18 protein-coding genes are annotated in these 17078 nt (G+C 58.8%); 11 read left to right on the forward strand and 7 right to left on the reverse strand.

Annotated elements, in window-relative coordinates; translation table 11 throughout:
- Positions 1 to 100: 100 nt before the first annotated feature.
- From QMX93_RS07675 to QMX93_RS07685, 3 genes are all read left to right on the forward strand, one after another.
- Positions 101 to 2062 carry an acetyl/propionyl/methylcrotonyl-CoA carboxylase subunit alpha gene (locus QMX93_RS07675; protein ID WP_282354246.1) on the forward strand — a complete coding sequence of 654 codons (1962 nt, stop codon included), beginning with the start codon at positions 101 to 103 and terminating at the stop codon, positions 2060 to 2062.
- A 70-nt stretch (positions 2063 to 2132) separates the two neighbouring features.
- Complete coding sequence (locus QMX93_RS07680) at positions 2133 to 2675, forward strand: exonuclease domain-containing protein (RefSeq protein WP_127929212.1); 543 nt, start codon at positions 2133 to 2135, stop codon at positions 2673 to 2675.
- A 105-nt stretch (positions 2676 to 2780) separates the two neighbouring features.
- A complete protein-coding gene (locus QMX93_RS07685; protein ID WP_007940055.1) occupies positions 2781 to 3065 on the forward strand; it encodes a pyrimidine/purine nucleoside phosphorylase in 285 nt (94 codons plus the stop codon).
- Positions 3066 to 3138: 73 nt separating this feature from the next.
- Here the strand turns inward: QMX93_RS07685 and QMX93_RS07690 are convergent, their stop codons facing one another.
- A complete protein-coding gene (locus tag QMX93_RS07690; protein ID WP_282354260.1) occupies positions 3139 to 3945 on the reverse strand; it encodes an MOSC domain-containing protein in 807 nt (268 codons plus the stop codon).
- A 232-nt stretch (positions 3946 to 4177) separates the two neighbouring features.
- On the reverse strand, positions 4178 to 5113 hold the full coding sequence (locus tag QMX93_RS07695; RefSeq protein WP_007908676.1) for a chemotaxis protein CheV: 936 nt from the start codon (positions 5111 to 5113) through the stop codon (positions 4178 to 4180).
- A gap of 456 nt (positions 5114 to 5569) precedes the next feature.
- Between QMX93_RS07695 and QMX93_RS07700 the strand changes: the two genes are divergently transcribed.
- The 3 genes from QMX93_RS07700 to QMX93_RS07710 all read left to right on the forward strand — a co-directional run bounded on the left by QMX93_RS07700 (position 5570) and on the right by QMX93_RS07710 (position 8065).
- Complete coding sequence (locus tag QMX93_RS07700) at positions 5570 to 6040, forward strand: hypothetical protein (RefSeq protein ID WP_282354263.1); 471 nt, start codon at positions 5570 to 5572, stop codon at positions 6038 to 6040.
- A gap of 475 nt (positions 6041 to 6515) precedes the next feature.
- Positions 6516 to 7409: a sensor histidine kinase gene (locus tag QMX93_RS07705; protein WP_053122255.1), complete on the forward strand. Its 894-nt coding sequence runs from the start codon at positions 6516 to 6518 to the stop codon at positions 7407 to 7409.
- Positions 7406 to 8065 (forward strand): response regulator transcription factor, encoded by a 660-nt coding sequence (locus tag QMX93_RS07710; protein ID WP_282354265.1) that lies wholly within the window; start codon positions 7406 to 7408, stop codon positions 8063 to 8065. Before QMX93_RS07705 ends, QMX93_RS07710 begins: the two co-directional genes overlap by 4 nt.
- On the opposite strand, the gene yegS is transcribed toward QMX93_RS07710, so the two are convergent.
- Positions 8049 to 8966 carry a lipid kinase YegS gene (gene yegS / locus QMX93_RS07715; RefSeq protein WP_282354267.1) on the reverse strand — a complete coding sequence of 306 codons (918 nt, stop codon included), beginning with the start codon at positions 8964 to 8966 and terminating at the stop codon, positions 8049 to 8051. The two genes, QMX93_RS07710 and yegS, sit on opposite strands and share 17 nt — an antisense overlap.
- A 316-nt stretch (positions 8967 to 9282) precedes the next feature.
- Here yegS and QMX93_RS07720 point away from each other — a divergent pair, with 316 nt between their 5' ends.
- A complete protein-coding gene (locus tag QMX93_RS07720; RefSeq protein ID WP_212549054.1) occupies positions 9283 to 9591 on the forward strand; it encodes a hypothetical protein in 309 nt (102 codons plus the stop codon).
- A gap of 60 nt (positions 9592 to 9651) precedes the next feature.
- Here the strand turns inward: QMX93_RS07720 and glp are convergent, their stop codons facing one another.
- On the reverse strand, positions 9652 to 10878 hold the full coding sequence (gene glp / locus QMX93_RS07725) for a gephyrin-like molybdotransferase Glp (RefSeq protein ID WP_282354270.1): 1227 nt from the start codon (positions 10876 to 10878) through the stop codon (positions 9652 to 9654).
- Positions 10862 to 11401, reverse strand: coding sequence for a molybdenum cofactor biosynthesis protein B (gene moaB / locus QMX93_RS07730; protein ID WP_053122265.1), 540 nt, complete (start codon positions 11399 to 11401; stop codon positions 10862 to 10864). The genes glp and moaB overlap by 17 nt, the downstream gene beginning before the upstream one ends.
- Before the next feature lie 81 nt (positions 11402 to 11482).
- On the opposite strand from moaB, the gene mobA reads away from it, so the two are divergent.
- Positions 11483 to 12085: a molybdenum cofactor guanylyltransferase MobA gene (gene mobA, locus QMX93_RS07735; protein ID WP_282354272.1), complete on the forward strand. Its 603-nt coding sequence runs from the start codon at positions 11483 to 11485 to the stop codon at positions 12083 to 12085.
- Between the two features lie 78 nt (positions 12086 to 12163).
- Positions 12164 to 12385: a YgdI/YgdR family lipoprotein gene (locus QMX93_RS07740; RefSeq protein WP_053122269.1), complete on the forward strand. Its 222-nt coding sequence runs from the start codon at positions 12164 to 12166 to the stop codon at positions 12383 to 12385.
- 90 nt (positions 12386 to 12475) lie between these two features.
- Here the strand turns inward: QMX93_RS07740 and QMX93_RS07745 are convergent, their stop codons facing one another.
- Positions 12476 to 13132, reverse strand: coding sequence for a thiopurine S-methyltransferase (locus QMX93_RS07745; RefSeq protein WP_282354274.1), 657 nt, complete (start codon positions 13130 to 13132; stop codon positions 12476 to 12478).
- A 102-nt stretch (positions 13133 to 13234) separates the two neighbouring features.
- On the opposite strand from QMX93_RS07745, the gene QMX93_RS07750 reads away from it, so the two are divergent.
- Positions 13235 to 14002: a class III extradiol ring-cleavage dioxygenase gene (locus QMX93_RS07750; RefSeq protein WP_282354276.1), complete on the forward strand. Its 768-nt coding sequence runs from the start codon at positions 13235 to 13237 to the stop codon at positions 14000 to 14002.
- 104 nt (positions 14003 to 14106) lie between these two features.
- Here QMX93_RS07750 and QMX93_RS07755 read toward each other — a convergent pair whose 3' ends face one another.
- On the reverse strand, positions 14107 to 15780 hold the full coding sequence (locus QMX93_RS07755) for a DEAD/DEAH box helicase (RefSeq protein WP_053122275.1): 1674 nt from the start codon (positions 15778 to 15780) through the stop codon (positions 14107 to 14109).
- A 423-nt stretch (positions 15781 to 16203) separates the two neighbouring features.
- Between QMX93_RS07755 and QMX93_RS07760 the strand changes: the two genes are divergently transcribed.
- Positions 16204 to 16995, forward strand: a complete 792-nt coding sequence (locus tag QMX93_RS07760; protein ID WP_282354281.1) for a crotonase/enoyl-CoA hydratase family protein — start codon at positions 16204 to 16206, stop codon at positions 16993 to 16995.
- Positions 16996 to 17078 lie beyond the last annotated feature (83 nt).

The following is a 17078-nucleotide window of genomic DNA, read 5'->3' on the forward strand; positions in this document are numbered from 1 at the left end:
AGCAGGCTCACTCCTACAGTTGGAATGCGTTCCCCTGTAGGAGTGAGCCTGCTCGCGAAGAGGCCATCCAACCCACCGCAAAAACCTCAGGAAACCCACCATGCCCGCCATTCAGAAAATCCTGATCGCCAACCGCGGTGAAATCGCCTGCCGCATCCAGCGCACCGCCCAAGCCCTCGGTTACCGAACCGTCGCCGTTTACAGCGACGCCGACGCCGACGCCCTGCACGTACACATCGCCGATCAAGCCGTGCACATCGGCCCCGCCCCCGTGCAGCAGTCCTACCTGAACATCCCGGCGATCATCGACGCCGCGCGCCGCAGCGGTGCCGACGCCATTCATCCCGGTTACGGCTTTCTCTCGGAAAACGCCGAGTTCGCCCGCGCCTGCGAACAGGCCGGCCTGACGTTCATCGGCCCGAGCGTCGCAGCCATCGAATTGATGGGCAGCAAACGCCGCTCGAAAATCGCCATGCTCGACGCCGGTGTTCCGTGCATCGCCGGCTACCAGGGCGCCGAGCAGGACGACGTGACCCTGCTGCGCGAAGCCGAGCGCATCGGCTATCCATTGATGATCAAGGCCAGCGCCGGTGGCGGCGGTCGCGGCATGCGTCTGCTGCACGATGGCTCTGATTTACCGGCGCAACTGCGTACCGCGCGTTCCGAAGCGTTGAACGGTTTTGGCAGCGACGAACTGATCCTCGAACAGGCCTTGATTGAGCCGCGCCATGTCGAAGTGCAACTGTTCGGCGATCAACACGGCAACCTGATCTACCTCGGCGAGCGCGATTGCTCGGTGCAGCGCCGCCATCAGAAAGTCACCGAAGAAGCGCCCTGCCCGGTGATGACCGCCGAGTTGCGTCAGGCCATGGGTGAAGCGGCTCTCAAGGCTGGACGTGCGGTGAACTATGTCGGCGCTGGCACGGTGGAATTCCTGCTCGATGCACGCGGGCAGTTTTACTTTTTGGAAATGAACACTCGCTTGCAGGTCGAGCATCCGGTGACAGAGCTGATCACCGGGCTGGATCTGGTCGCCTGGCAATTATGGGTCGCCGAAGGTCAGCCGTTACCGCTGACTCAGGATCAGGTGCAACTCAATGGTCATGCGATGGAAGTGCGCCTCTACGCCGAAGACCCTGCGCAGGATTTCTTGCCGCAAACCGGTTGTGTAGAGGCGTGGGAGCCCGCGCTGCAACACGGCGCGCGCATCGATCATGGTCTGCGCGAAAGGCAATTGATCAGCCCGTTCTACGACCCGATGCTCGGCAAACTGATCGCCCACGGGGCTACTCGCGAGGAGGCTCGACGCAAACTCCTGCGCGCAGTGGAGGACTCGGTGTTGCTGGGTGTGCAAAGCAATCAGCGGTTGCTGGTCAGTCTGCTGCAACATCCGCAGTTCATCAGCGGGGAGTTCAGCACGGCATTTATCGCGCAGCACTTCAGCGATCACGCGTGCCTGAACAGCTACGCACCGAGTGCCGAAGACTTGGCCATCGCGGCAGTGTTGTTCTATCAAACCAGCGCCCTCAGTCATCGTGCGCCGCTGTCCGGCTGGCGTAATAACGCCAGTGTGCCGCTGCATTTTCGCCTCGGTCTTGATGAGCAAAACTGGACGCTGCAACTGCTCGCTGAGCCGCAAGGTGCGTTCAAAGTGCAAGTCGCCGAACGCACACTGGCATTGAAACTCATCGATCAAGACGCCCACTCGATAACGCTGGAAGTCGACGGCGTGCGCCAACGCCACGCCTGTCGTCTCGATGGCGAACAACTCTGGCTGTTCACTCACCCCGGCAGCCTGCGCTTGGAGGATCGAACTCACGCGGTGATCGGCAGTCAGACCAGCGTCAGTTCCGGCACCTTGAAAGCGCCCATGGACGGCGCCATTGTTGACGTACTCGTCAGCGAAGGCAGCCCGGTCAGCAAAGGTCAGCTGCTGGTGGTACTGGAGGCAATGAAAATGGAGCACCCGCTCAAGGCCGGCATCGACGGCGTGCTCAAGCGGGTGCAGGTCAAAGTCGGCGATCAGGTAAAAAATCGTCAGGTTCTGTTGCAGGTGGAGTAGTCAGCCGAGCGCAAACGCAGGGTTTGGCTACGCTCTGAATAATCAGAACGTACAAATCAGGAACCCTGCGATGCCCCACTGGCTGGTCATAGATCTGGAAGCCACCACCGATGAGGGTGGCTGGCCGGTCACCGAGATGGAAATTATCGAGATCGGCGCGACGCTGGTCGACCGTGCCGGGCGCGAACAGGATCACTTCCAGCGCTTCGTCAAACCGACTCGACGGCCGTTGCTGACGCCGTTCTGCCGCGAGCTGACGCACATCACCCAGGCCAATATCGATACGGCGCAACCGCTGACTGAGGTCTGGCCGGCGTTCGAACGCTGGCTCGCGCAGCATCAATCACGTCTTGAAGGCTGGGCCAGTTGGGGCGATTACGACCGCAAGCAACTGCTCCAGGAATGGCAGCGCCTGCAGATCGACAGTGGATTGAGCAAAGTGCCGCATATGAACCTCAAACAGCGCTTCGCCAAGGCCCGACGCCTGGAGCGGCCGCTGGGGCTCAACGGCGCGCTGCAACTGGCCGGCATGCAGTTCAGCGGTCAGCAACACCGGGCGCTGGAAGATGCGCGCAACACCGCACGATTGTTGCCGCTGGTTTTGCCACTCTAGGGTCAATTCGAGAACTGGCTGGACAGGCGCCGGGCAGGTGACGGCGCCCAAAGCCTTGTGCATACTGGCCGCCTCCATTTTTTAGCCCTTTTCGAGGAATCGCCCATGTTTAAAGTCAACGAGTACTTCGACGGCACCGTCAAGTCGATCGCCTTTGGCACCGCTGAAGGTCCGGCGACCATTGGCGTCATGGCCCCGGGCGAATACGAATTCGGCACCAGCCAGCGTGAAATCATGCACGTGGTCTCCGGCGCACTAACCGTGAAACTGCCCGACAGCAGCGACTGGGAAACCTTCGCCGCGGGCAGCCAGTTCAACGTTCCGGCGAACAGCAAATTCCAGCTGAAAGTCGCGGTTGATACCGCTTACCTGTGCGAGTACCGCGGCTAAGTCGTCGGTTTTCACAGCGCCAATAAAAATGCCCGAGTCCAAGGACTCGGGCATTTTTCGTTTCAGGGGCGGCTTATTCGAGGATTTCCACCGGCATTCCTACCTCGAGTCGACCATTGCTGTCGTTCACCAGATTCTGCCCGAACATCGCGCCATCGGCTTCGGCGCGGTATTTCTGCAAGGTCGCCAACGGTTCACGATCGGCACTGCGCTCGCCAGTCTGCGGGTCGATGGTGGTAAGGATGCAGCGCGCGCACGGCTTGACCACGCGGAACTCGACGTCACCGACACGAATACGTTTCCAGCCATCCTCGGCGTACGCTTCGCTGCCTTCGATCACCAGATTCGGGCGAAAACGCAGCATCTCTAACGGCCGCCCGACCCGTTGCGACAGATCTTGCAACGACGCCTCGCCAATCAAAAGCAGCGGAAACCCGTCGGCGAACGCGACCTGATCATCATCCTTGCCGACACCTGACGGCGTGGTGCGCGCACGATCCAGCGGCACTTGCACCAGACGTGTCGGCTTGCCGATGAACTCGCTAACCCAACGCGCCGCCTCATCACCGGCATCCGGCACGCGCAGAGTGTCACGCCAGATAGTCACGCCGCGCAGTTCGGCGTCGCTGCCCGGCAAAGCGATTTCGATGGAAGACTGTTGCGGCGCGCTCAGGGTCAGACCGCCCCGGGCATTCCACAGCGCCGACAACTGACTCATTTTTGGTTCAGCACGCTGGGTCAGGAAGCGGCCGCTGGCTTCGTCCACGAGCATCCAGCGTCGGTCGCCATCGAGCCCCAGCTTGTCGAGGTCGACACTTTGCAGCACATCGACTTTGCCGGATTTCAACGGGTAACGATAAAGCGCGCTCAGACGCAGCATGGCCAGCTCCCTGGAGGATAAAAACGCCACCCTATACGAGCTTCATGCACGAATCAAAACATGAATTCGTACCCTGGATTCCAACTGCAACTCAACCTTGTGGCGAGGGGATTTATCCCCGATGGGGCGCGAAGCGGCCCCCCTCGATTTCCCCGAAAAACCGGGGCTGCTGCGCAGCCCATCGGGGATAAATCCCCTCACCACAGGGCTCACTCCTACAAAGGGTGTGTGATCAGGCAGGGACTTCGTCGAGCATCAGGCGCTGGCGCACCACATCGACCAGTTTGTCCGGCTGGAATTTCGAGAGGAAGTTGTCGCAGCCAACCTTCTTCACCATCGAATCGTTGAAGCTGCCCGACAGCGACGTGTGCAGTACCACGTACAGCCCCCGCAAACGCGGGTCGTTGCGGATTTCGGTGGTCAGACGGTAACCGTCCATTTCCGGCATTTCCGCGTCGGTGAAGATCATCAGCAACTTGTCAGTCATGTTCACGCCGGTGTCAGCCCAGGCCTTGAGCATGTTCAACGCCTTCAAACCATCGCTGGCGATGTGCATCTTCACGCCCAACTGGCCGAGGGTGTCACGCAGTTGCGAGAGCGCCACATTGGAATCGTCGACCAGCAGCACTTCGCGACCACGGGCACGTTCGAGCACCGGGTCTTCGAGCTTTTCCCGCGAGACCTTGGCGTTGTACGGGACGATTTCGGCGAGAACTTTCTCGACGTCGATGATTTCCACCAACTGATCGTCGACCTTGCTGATCGCGGTCAGGTAATGCTGACGGCCAGCGCTGGTCGGCGGCGGCAGAATGGCTTCCCAGTTCATGTTGACGATGCGATCCACACCGCCCACAAGGAATGCCTGCACCGAGCGGTTGTATTCAGTGACGATGATGGTGCTGTTCGGGCCCGGCACCAACGGCCGCATGCCGATCGCCTGGGACAGATCGATCACTGGCAAGGTCTGCCCGCGCAGGTTGACCACGCCGCATACGAACGGGTGACGCTGCGGCATCAGAGTCAGCTTCGGCAGTTGCAGGACTTCCTGAACCTTGAACACGTTGATCGCAAACAATTGGCGTCCAGCCAGACGAAACATGAGAATTTCCAGGCGATTCTCACCCACCAGTTGCGTGCGTTGGTCTACCGTGTCGAGAATGCCGGCCATCAATGACTCCTGGGCTTGTTCAGATGAATTCACTAACAGGCTTTATCGGCTGTTAATGACGAATCTTGATTGCTGCGAAATTAGCCATCAAAATGCCACAACCGGGCATTGATGTCACATTAACATCATGCTTTACTGGCCCGGTTGTTTTCATCTGCTACAGTCTTTGCGGCGCGACCTCGGTTTGCACGGCAGGTTCCCGCGCCTAAGGGATTCCCCTAGTATCAATCAGGCCCAACCTGATATTCGCGATATCCAATAGCCATTAATGTGACGCCATTCTCATTGCATGAACGGAGTCAGGCTATTGTGTGCGATCGCAACTCAGTGGCAACCCATCCCCTGGAAATCCTCAGCCTGTGCACCTGCGGCACGTCTGGGCGCGATCTGCCGACGATTCACGATCGTCGCCACACACGGCACTCCCCCATCAGACATGACGCTGTGGAGGTAAGCATGCCGATCGACCGTAAAGACTGGGCGCAACGCTTCCCCGAATTTCTGCTCGAGGCTGAGACGCTGCTGGCCAAGTCGGAAGAATGCCTGAGCCATCTGCAACTGATCAGCAATGACAAGGATGCCATCGCGTGCATGCAGGGCACCTTGCTCAAGCTTGCCGGTAGAGCTGAGGCACTGGCGCTGGAAGCGATTTCCGAGTTTTCCCTGCACATCTACAGCCTGCTCAATCTCACCCAGGATCACGTCGACCTGCACGAACAAGCGCTGGGCGCCTTGAAAGATTGCTTCACGCTGATGGCCTGGCAACTGGAGCTGGTCGATGTGAAGACTGGGCAACTGAGCCTTGATGGCAGCGAACAGGCCTCATTAATCGAAGCGTTCGCCTTTCATGTCGGGCAAAGCCAGTTCCGGATGCCTTTGCCGGGCAAACGTTTGCCACCTCTGTCGTTCTCTGAGCGACAGGCCTGATCTGGCGTCAGGCTTGAGCACTACTCATTTAATGTCGTTATTGAATAGTTCATACCTGCCAGCGACATATCGAACTAAATAAACCCACCTGACACGACGGATAATTTTCAGCCCGCCTCAGGGTTTTCCTGTGTGTTAAGAATCGTGATTTAGTCAATTTGTTTATCTGTCGAATAACATACTTCGACTTTTTTCCATTATGGAACATACGTCCATAACGGCGTCTTTCCTGACTCATTGGACATATAGAGCAGGCGCGACCAACGGTATCTTAAGTGGTACTATGCCGCCCATTAGTTGCTTTCAAATTAATGGCAAAGTGATTTCATTGATCGGCACTCAGAGAAGTTGGCGGTAAACTACCGGTCACTGTAGCCAGTTGAAATCATTCACATAATTGACAGCATTCCCAGACAGAGACCCGTCAGCCACCGACCGGTCTACCCGCAGCGAACATCCATTGGCTCCATCCGTTATGTACGCCAGCATAAAGACCCTCACAACATGGCCACCCTCCCGGGAAAATGCCCGCCGGTTCACACTCATCCTGTGTGTCGCCGCTGCGCTGGGCAGCCTTCTGACCTACGGTTTTTCCAAGCCGTTGGGCCTGGGTCTGTTGTTGCTCGACATCGCAGCCACCGCGTGTGTGTGGGTGCAATATCGCTTGTCACGCAAATCGATCAAGTTTCAGCCACAGGAACTGGCTGACCGCCTGCTGGAAGTCCAGGAAAACGAACGCCATCGCCTCAGCCGCGAGCTTCACGATGACATCGGCCAATTGCTGACCGCCGCCAAATTGCAAAGCGACTGGCTGAAACGCCGTATGCCGGAGGAATTGCAGGAGCAATGCACCGTTCTCTGCGACACCCTCGAAGAAACCCTCAACAAAGTCCGCGACGTATCGGCCATCCTCAACCCACGGCAACTGACCAGCCTTGGCCTTGAAGCGAGCCTGCGCGCGCACCTGCTCAAAACGTTGACCAACACCGACGTGCACTGGAGCCTCGATTGCCAGCAGCGCTTGAACGGTATTCCGGAAGAAATGGCCGTCGCTGCGTTTCGTATTGCGCAGGAGGCAGTGACCAACATCCTGCGTCACGCCCAGGCGAAAAACCTGCTGATTCGCGTGCAGCGCTTGCCCAAGGGCTTGACCCTGCTGATCAGCGATGATGGCCAGGGCTTCGCGCCGGCCGTCAATCCGGGGCGGGAAGGACAACGTGGCATGGCCGGCATGGCCGAACGGATCGAACAACTGGGTGGCACCCTGAGCGTGATCAGCGAACCGGGCAAAGGCACTCAAATCGAAGCACTTTTCCCCTGGGCGCCGCGCGCACTCGAGCGGGCCAGTACGAATAAGGTTATGCGTTGACTTGTAACTTACTTCTAGTGGATGACCACTCGCTGATCAGGGCCGGCGTGCGCGCTCTGGTTATGGATATTCCCGGTTACGCGGTAATCGGCGAGGCCAATGACGGCTCGCAGTTGCTTGAAATGGTCGAGCTGCTGAACCCCGATATTGTCTTGCTGGATATTTCCATGAAGGAAACCGGCGGCCTCGAAGCGTTGCAGCGACTCAAACGCGTGCGCCCGCAAAGCAAGGTGCTGATCCTGTCGATGCACACCGACCCCGCATTGATCATGCAGGCGCTGGAATCCGGCGCTTACGGTTATCTGCTCAAGAACACCACCGGCACCGAGCTTGAACACGCGCTGGACGCGTTGCGCAATAACGAGCGTTATCTAAGTCCGGCGATCGCCCACACGGTGATCAACCAAGCTCTGGTTCGCAATCAAAAAGGCCAGCCGGACACCACCGATTCGCACAACCTGACGGCACGCCAACTGGAAATCCTCCGACTGATCGTGCGCGGCAAGTCGACCCGGGAAATCGCCAACGGCCTGGGCCTGAGCATCAAAACCGTCGAGACCCACCGCGCGCAGATCATGAAACGTCTGCAGATCTACGATGTGGCGGGCCTGGTGCTGTTCGCCGTGCGCGAACAGATCATCAGTCTGGACGACTGATCGGCGTTGTAGCGCTCAACAGCGGAGAGTCCTCAGGCAAATGCACCTGCAATGCCGCAGGACGCGCTTCGAAGCGCAGGCTATCGCCTTCCAGTGGCTCACCATCCAGATTGATGTAAAGCCCTTCAGACACCTTGATTTCGACCCACGGCAAACGTGTCCGCACGAACATGTTGTCGAGGCCGAAGCCATCAGTGAGCAGATTCTTCAAGGTACCCACCAACTCCTGTGGCGCCGGCAGAATGCTGATATCCAAATAACCATCATCGGCCAGTGCCTGCGGACACAGCACGTGCCCACCGCCCGCCTGACGGCCATTGCCGATGCCCAGCGCCAGCAGCTCGCCACGCCAGTGGAAATCCGGCCCCTGTAACTCGCCATAGGCAGCATGCAGCTCACTGAAGCGCGACAGACCGGTGAACAGATAAGCCGCGCCCCCGAGCACTTTCTTCAAGTCTTCAGAAGTATTGGCCGTGACCTGGCTACCAAAACCGCCCGTGGCCATATTGAGGAAAATCTGCCCGCCAACCTGGCCCAGATCGATGTCGCGCGCAGGCACATTGAGCAACTCAAGAGCCGCTGCCGGCTCCAGCGGAACGCCCGCCGCACGGGAAAAATCGTTCGCCGTACCCAGCGGCAACAGCACCAGGCTGGCTTCGCCCGGATGCGCCGCCAGCGCCTGGGCGATATCACGCAAGGTTCCATCGCCACCACCAGCGATAATCTGTTTATAGCCAGCCGCCAGCGCCTCTTCGACCAGACGCTCGGCATCGCCGCCCTCCCAGGTCAGGCGCACGGCCAGCTCCCAGCCTTGTTCGCGTTTACTTTCGACGGCGGCACGAACCGCCTCGTTGAGTGCCTGCTTGCCATGCAGAATCAACAGCGCCCTGCGTTCACTCATTGCAATCACTCCGTGAATGGATTCGGTATGAGACATCTTGACCACTGGCGCACGGAAAAAAGCCGCAAGAACCGTAATTAATTCAGGCGTCTCGGCGCACGCGTCCTACAGGGCTGGGATTTTTCTTACAAGATGTGATGAATTGGCTGCATTGACCAACTCCAGCCATTGGTAGATCGTGCGTCGGCGGTATCAATCTTCAATCTGAAAACACACAAGGATGTGCATGTAATGAGTGGATACACCTCTAGGGCTTTCGATACTTTCATTGACACCGTTAGCGACCCGCGTCCATTTCCAGCAGGCGTCAACATCAATGCATAGTCAAGAAGCCAGACTGCCAGTGAGCCCGGTTGCTCCACTCGCGCAAAGTCGCACCAGCCACACCACTGACTTCCACAGCGGCGCCAAACCCACTGGAGAAACGAACATGGAACCTCGCGTCACCGAGCTGGAAACCCACCTCAAATACATCCGCAGGGACATGGATGAAGTCAGGGGCGATGTCAGAACCATCAAGCATCGCCTCGCCTACGCGGCAGGCGCAACAGCCGTCGTGATGGGTTTGCTGGGATGGATAGCCAACAGTCGTTTTGACCAGATCATTTCGCTCATGGCTCACTGACGCCTGAGCGGGCCCGCAGGTGCCGGCGAAACGTGTCAGCACCTGCGGATACCGAGGCAGTTAACCCAGAAGCTCACTCAGGGGAATGAAGAAAACTTCGTCGCCCTCAATCAGCGTCCGGCCCTCAAGCACCTCGACGAGACCGTCAGCCCAGGCTGCACTGCGCAAAACGCCGGAGCTTTGATTGCGATAGATGATTGCCCGCCCCTGCTCCAGCCGTCCGCGCAAGTACTCACGACGGTTGCCAGCCACTGGCCAGTTGAACCCGGCCGACACGCGGAACTTGAGTGGTTCAACGTCTTGCACGCCTTGGCGCCGCAACAGATACGGTCGGGTTAACAGGGCGAAGGTCACCAGCGTTGAAGCAGGGTTACCCGGCAGCCCGATCACCGGCACGTTACGGAAATGGCCGAAGGTCAGCGGTTTCCCGGGTTTGATCGCCAGCTTCCACAAGGCGAGCTCGCCTTCTTCCCTCAAGGCGATGCCGAGAAAATCCGCCTCACCGACCGAAACACCACCAGTGGAGAGAATCAGATCGACATCCTGCAATTCGCCCAAACGCTCTCGGGTCGTCGCCAGATTGTCCGGAAGAATCCCGGCATCGATCACTTCACAGCCCAGCCGCTGCAACCAGCTGCACAGCACCACACGGTTACTGTTGTAAATCTGCCCCGGCCCCAATGCCTGACCGGGCTCAATCAGTTCATCGCCGGTCGACAGCACGGCTACGCGCACCTTGCGCACGACATTCAGGCCGGCGCGGCCCAATGAAGCGGACAAGCCCTGCTCGATCGGCCCCAGGCGAGTGCCGGCCGACAGGACGAGTTCACCCACCGTGGTTTCCTGGCCCTGCGGTCGAATGTTCTGCCCGACTTTCATGGCTTCGGAAAAACCTACACGGCCGTCCGCCATGACTTCGGCGTTTTCCTGCATCTCGACACAATCGGCTCCGGCCGGCACAGGTGCGCCGGTGAAGATTCGAGCACAGGTTCCACGCTGCAAAGGTTCAGGCGCTTGCCCGGCGAATATTTTCTGGCTGACCGGCAACGGCTCGCCCTTCCAGTCGGCCAGATTCAGCGCATAACCGTCCATTGCACTGTTCGGCCACGGCGGCAGATCCAGCGTCGAAACCAGATCCTCGGCCAGCACGCGCCCCTGAACCTCAGCGAGCGGCAAATACTCACGCTCGACGATTGGCGAGGCCTCGGCCATTTCCAGCAGTCGCGCCAATGCCACTTCGACAGGCATCAGCGCAGCGGTCTTGCCCGGCTTACCCACGGGATTCACAAGGCGCCGCCTGTTTCAGATGCGGGACGAAATTGCATGGGCGGTGACGGGAATCCAGTTGCTCGGCGAGAATCCCGTCCCAACCGGTGCGTACCGCATTGGTCGAACCCGGCAGGCAGCACACCAGCGTGCCATTGGCCAGACCGGCCAGTGCGCGGGATTGCACGGTTGAGGTGCCGATATCGGCCACCGAGATCTGGCGGAACAGTTCGCCAAAGCCATCGACCTGTTTGTCGAGCAGGCAGGCCACCGCTTCCGGCGTACTGTCACGGCCGGTGAAGCCGGTGCCGCCAGTGATCAACACGACCTGCACAACATCGTCGGCGATCCAGTTGGCGACTTGCGCACGGATTTTATACAGATCATCTTTGAGCAGAACCCGCTCGGCCAGGTTGTGGCCGGCCGCCAACAGGCGATCGACAAAGACCTGACCTGAGGTATCGGTTTCCAGTGTTCGGGTATCGCTGACAGTCAGCACGGCAATATTGAGCGGTGCGAAAGGTACATCAGCCTTGGCTTTCATAGGCTCGTCCAGTTGTAGGAGAAACAGCCCGGTGTTATATCACAGCGCCCCCTTTTTACGCCGCCCCTACGGAGAGCCAAAATGACCGCAAATACGCCATTGCCCCCTTGTTCCGTGCTGCTGCTGGCAGGCGGACGCGGCCAGCGCATGGGCGGTCAGGACAAAGGTTTGATCGAGTGGCACGGCGAACCGCTGATTGCGCATCTGCAGCGCAAAGTACGAGCGCTGACGGACGATTTGATCATCTCCTGCAACCGTAATCGCGAACGCTATGAAACCTATGCCGATGAATTGGTGGTGGATGATGAAGGTGACTTTCCCGGGCCACTCGCCGGTATTCGTGCAGGCTTGAAAGCGGCGCGCCATTCACACTTGCTGGTGTTGCCATGCGATGTTCCGCGAATCGACGAAGCACTGCTGCAAAGCATGCGCGAAACCGCCAATCACAATCCTGACAAACCTTTAATGTTGTGGCACGACGAGCACTGGGAACCGTTGTTGTGCGTGATTCCCGTGAGCCTGCTGCCAGCCTTCGAAACCGCCTGGAACAGCGGTGAACGCAGCCCCGGCCGGGTGATGCGCAGCCTCGGCGCCACTGCATTGGAATGCCCGGACAATGACCCGCGACTGGCCAACCTCAACACCCCCGAACTGTTAAAGGCGCATAACACTGTGTCAGACTGACACTATTCAAGGAACTCTCACGCCTTGTATACGTCTCAAGCTCAGTAACCAAAAGAATTCCCATTCGGAGACACACCCATGACTCAACGGACCATCGCCTCTCTCATGCTCGCACTGGGCCTGGCCACCCTCGCCGGTTGCTCGTCGCCTACAGTGATCACGCTGAATGACGGTCGCGAAATCCAGGCCGTCGACACGCCGAAATACGATGATGATTCGGGTTTCTACGAGTTCCAACAGCTGGACGGCAAAGAAACTCGCATCAACAAGGATCAGGTTCGCACCGTTAAAGAACTGTAAGGTTCTTCGAAGCGACGTCTGACCCAGCCGGTTTGCCTGGCTAAAAAAATGCCCCGATACGTCGGGGCATTTTTTATGCGCGCAAGAAAGTTACCGAGCGGTTATCCGATAGACCCGCTCCTCAAGTCGCGTAGCACCTGCCTGCACAAACTTGCCGCTTTCACTCAGCACATCCTGCGATTCCAGCAGCTGCATCTGCCACGCACCGCCGAACAAGTGTTGCACTTGAGCATCGTCTACGGAGAACGGCGGCCCGGAAATTTGCGATTGATCGTAATCCAGCGTAATCAACAGCCCCTTCAAACCCGCCGGCAGGATGTTTTGCAAAAGCTCGGCATAACGCTCGCGCATTGGCGGCGGCAAGGCGATCACTGCTGCACGGTCGTACAGCGCGGAACAATCGGCAACGTCCTCGGCGCTCAGAGCGAAAACGTCACCGCACCACAACTCGATTGTGCCAGCGCGGTAAACCTTGAAGACGCCGTGCTCGCTGATCTGTGGCTGCAGTTGTTGCTCGGTGAAAAAGTCTTCTACGGCTTTCTCCGACAGTTCAATACCGAGAACCCGATGCCCGCGCCCAGCCAGCCACAGCAAATCCAGACTTTTCCCACACAACGGCACCAGCACCCGCGCGTGTGCCGCGAGGTTCAGATCCGGCCAGAAGCGTTGTAGATAAGGATTAACGTCCGGCAAATGAAAGCCAATCTGGTTCGAAGCCCACTTCTTGTGCCAAAACTCAGGCTGCATGCATCCCCCTAAAAATTCGATCAAAAAGCGTTAAAACTTATATTAGATTTAGATCAATGAAGTGACTGAAGATGGGCCATCTTACCGTTCAGGAGCCCGCACATGTTTCCCAGTCTGTATATCTCACACGGCTCACCGATGCTTGCATTGGAGCCAGGCGCCAGCGGCCCGGCCCTCGCGCGATTGGCCGCCGAACTGCCGACACCGAAAGCCATCGTGATCGTCTCTGCACACTGGGAGAGCCACGAACTGTTGGTCAGCAGCAATCCGCAACCGGAAACCTGGCATGACTTTGGCGGGTTTCCCCGTGCGCTGTTTGAAGTGCAATACCCGGCGCCGGGCGATCCGCAACTGGCTGGAGAAGTGGCGCAGTTGCTGACGGCGAACAACCTGCCGACGCGTCTCGACCCACTGCGTCCTTTCGATCATGGCGTGTGGGTGCCGTTGTCGCTGATGTATCCGCAGGCGAATATTCCGGTGGTGCAGGTTTCGCTGCCAAGTCGGGCAGGCCCGGCGCTTCAGACCCGTGTGGGTCGAGCCTTGGCCGGTTTACGCGAGCAAGGGATTCTGTTGATCGGTTCTGGCAGCATCACCCACAACCTGCGCGAACTGGACTGGCATGCCGGGCCGGAAAGCGTTGAGCCATGGGCGCGGGATTTCCGTGATTGGGTGATCGACAAGCTGGAAGCCGACGATGAGGCGGCGCTGCACGATTATCGTCAGCAGGCGCCGAATGCGGTGCGCAACCATCCGAGTGATGAGCATTTGTTGCCGCTGTATTTTGCGCGGGGTGCGGGGGGTGAGTTTAGCGTGGCGCACAAGGGGTTCACGATGGGTGCGCTGGGGATGGATATTTACCGTTTCGGTTGATGCCATCGCGAGCAGGCTCACTCCTACAAGGGCAAAAAACAGGCAAAAAAATCCCCGAACCAGTCGGGGATTTTTTATCTGCGATCAATCAGCCCAAGGGCGGATCAATCTTCGCGATAGCGACGCAGCTTCAACTGCTTACCGGCAACGCGAGTGTCCTTCAGTTTGGTCAGGAGTTTGTCCAGACCATCTTCCGGCAGCTCGACGAGGCTGAAGCTGTCACGCACCTGGATGCGACCGATCGCTTCACGGGCCAGACCGCCTTCGTTGAGGATGGCGCCCAGCAGGTTTTTCGCAGCGATACCGTCACGCGCACCCAGCGCGGTACGGCAACGAGCACGGCCTTCGCCCAAAGGCATTGGCGCGCGACGCTCGCGGTCACCACGATCAGGACGATCGCCAGTGCGCTCAGGACGGTCGCCACGCGGTGCATTGTTCGGCACCAGTGGGCGTTCCTTCTCGATTGCAGCCAGGTTCAGCGCTTGACCGTTGGTGGCTTTGCGCAGCAGCGCAGCAGCCAGAGCACGCGGAGTGCAGCCGATGTCTGCGGTCAGACGATCGAGCAGCTCACCGTGAGTCGATTCAGCATCAGCCACCAGCGGCGACAGGCTGTTGGTCAGTTTCTTGATGCGCGCATCGAGAACGGCTTGAGCGTCCGGCAGGCGAACTTCTGCAACCTTCTGACCGGTTACACGCTCGATCACTTGCAGCATGCGGCGCTCACGTGGAGTCACCAGCAGCAGTGCACGACCTTCGCGACCGGCACGGCCAGTACGGCCGATACGGTGAACGTAGGACTCTGGATCGTACGGCATGTCAACGTTGAACACGTGAGTGATGCGCGGAACGTCCAGACCACGAGCAGCAACGTCGGTCGCCACAACGATGTCCAGACGGCCATCTTTCAACGAGTCGATAACACGCTCACGCTGGTTCTGGGCGATGTCACCGTTCAACGCGGCGGCTTTGTAGCCTTTGGCGTCGAGGGCGCTGGCCAGATCCAGAGTCGCTTGCTTGGTGCGCACGAACATGATCAGGGCGTCGAAGTCTTCCACTTCCAGCAAGCTGAGAACAGCCGAAGTCTTCTGGTCAGCGTGAACCAACAGGTGAGCCTGTTCGATCGCGGTAACGGTCTGGGTCTTGGTCTGGATCTTCACGTGTTGCGGATCGCGCAGATGGCGTTCGGCAATGGCGCGGATCGACTGCGGCAAGGTGGCCGAGAACAGTACGGTCTGACGGGTCGGTGGCAGAGCCTTGAAGATAACTTCGAGGTCGTCCATGAAACCCAGTTTGAGCATTTCGTCCGCTTCGTCGAGAACCAGGTGGTTCACGGTCGACAGGACTTTTTCGTCACGACGCAGGTGGTCGCACAGACGGCCCGGGGTGGCGACAACGATCTGTGCGCCATTACGGATTGCTTTCAGTTGCGGGCCCATCGGCGCGCCGCCGTAAACGGCCACAACAGTAACGCCTGGCATTTGCTTGGCGTAGGTTTCGAAAGCGGTTGCTACTTGCAGCGCCAACTCACGGGTTGGCGCCAGGATCAGGGCTTGCGGCTCGCGCTTGGCAGGATCGATGCGGTGCAGGATCGGCAGGGCGAATGCGGCGGTTTTACCCGTACCGGTTTGCGCCTGACCAATCATGTCTTGACCGGCCATGATGATCGGGATCGATTGCTGCTGAATAGCCGAAGGCTCTTCGTAGCCAGTCGCGATGACGGCTGCAAGAATATTCGGATTAAGATTAAAAGCGGCGAAGCCGCCGGTTTCCTGGGTCATGGGTCTGCCTCTAAGTGCATCCGCAAAGACCCATGCTCCAAAGCTGCGCATGCCGTGTTGAGACTCAAGAGTCGCCCTGGCTGCTTTGTCGGCGGGGATTTGCGAAAACGAATGAATGAAAAAAAGAATCGTCCGGGAAGAGCCCGCAGTGCGGACGTGCAGCCGAAGCTGACTTCGGGGAATTGCGCTACCTAAACGCGGCCCGGTTAAAGGCCGGCGCGCACTATACCGGAAATTGCCCAAAAAGGGAGCTTTTTTTATCGGCAAAATGCGTGTGTCACCGCTGTGTAACGGGGTTTTGCGGATAATCGTTCCAAGGTCTATTTTTCAAAGGCCCGGCCCTGCGGGCGATGAGGCTTAAACGATTCACCGACGTGCGGCATTCCGTCGCTGCACCTGCCCTTCCCGCCCGAGGATCTACCGATGAATCAGCCCTGCGCCGGCCGCGTCAGCCGAGAACGTCGTGGTCACGTCCACCTGATCGGCCTGGATCGAGCCGCCAAGCGCAATGCTTTCGACCTCGACCTGCTCAACGACTTGAGCCTGGCTTATGGCGAGTTCGAAGCCGACAGCGACGCGCGGGTAGCGGTGGTGTTCGGCCATGGCGAACACTTTACCGCCGGTCTGGATCTGGTGAATGCCAGCTCAGCATTGGCCGAAGGTTGGCAGGTTCCGACCGGCGGTTGCGATCCGTGGGGTGTTTTCGTCGGGCCACGGGTAAGCAAACCGGTGATTGTCGCGGCGCAGGGTTATTGCCTGACCATCGGGATCGAGCTCATGTTGGCGGCGGATATCAATCTTTGCGCGAGCAACACCCGCTTCGCGCAAATGGAAGTGCAGCGTGGGATTTTTCCTTTTGGTGGCGCGACTTTGCGTTTTCAACAGATTGCCGGCTGGGGCAATGCAATGCGCTGGCTGCTGACCGGCGATGAGTTTGATGCGCACGATGCGTTGCGCTTGGGGTTGGTGCAGGAAGTGATGGCCAGTGAGGATTTGTTGCCTCGGGCGATTGAATTGGCGGAGCGGATCGCGCGACAGGCGCCGTTGGGGGTGCAGGCGACGTTGATGTCGGCGCGGCAGGCGCGGAATGAGGGTGAGACGGCGGCGACGCAGGGCTTGCCGGCGCTGGTGAAGAAGTTGTTGGCCAGTGAAGATGCCAAGGAGGGCGTGCGGTCTTTGGTGGAACGCCGCCCCGGAATATTCAAAGGAATTTAACCCCTGTAGGAGCTGCCGAAGGCTGCGATCTTTTGATCTTGATCCTATGAAAAACAAGATCAAAAGATCGCAGCCTTCGGCAG

This window comes from Pseudomonas sp. PS01303 (genome assembly GCF_029959385.1).
GTDB classification, from domain to species: Bacteria; Pseudomonadota; Gammaproteobacteria; order Pseudomonadales; family Pseudomonadaceae; genus Aquipseudomonas; species Aquipseudomonas rustica.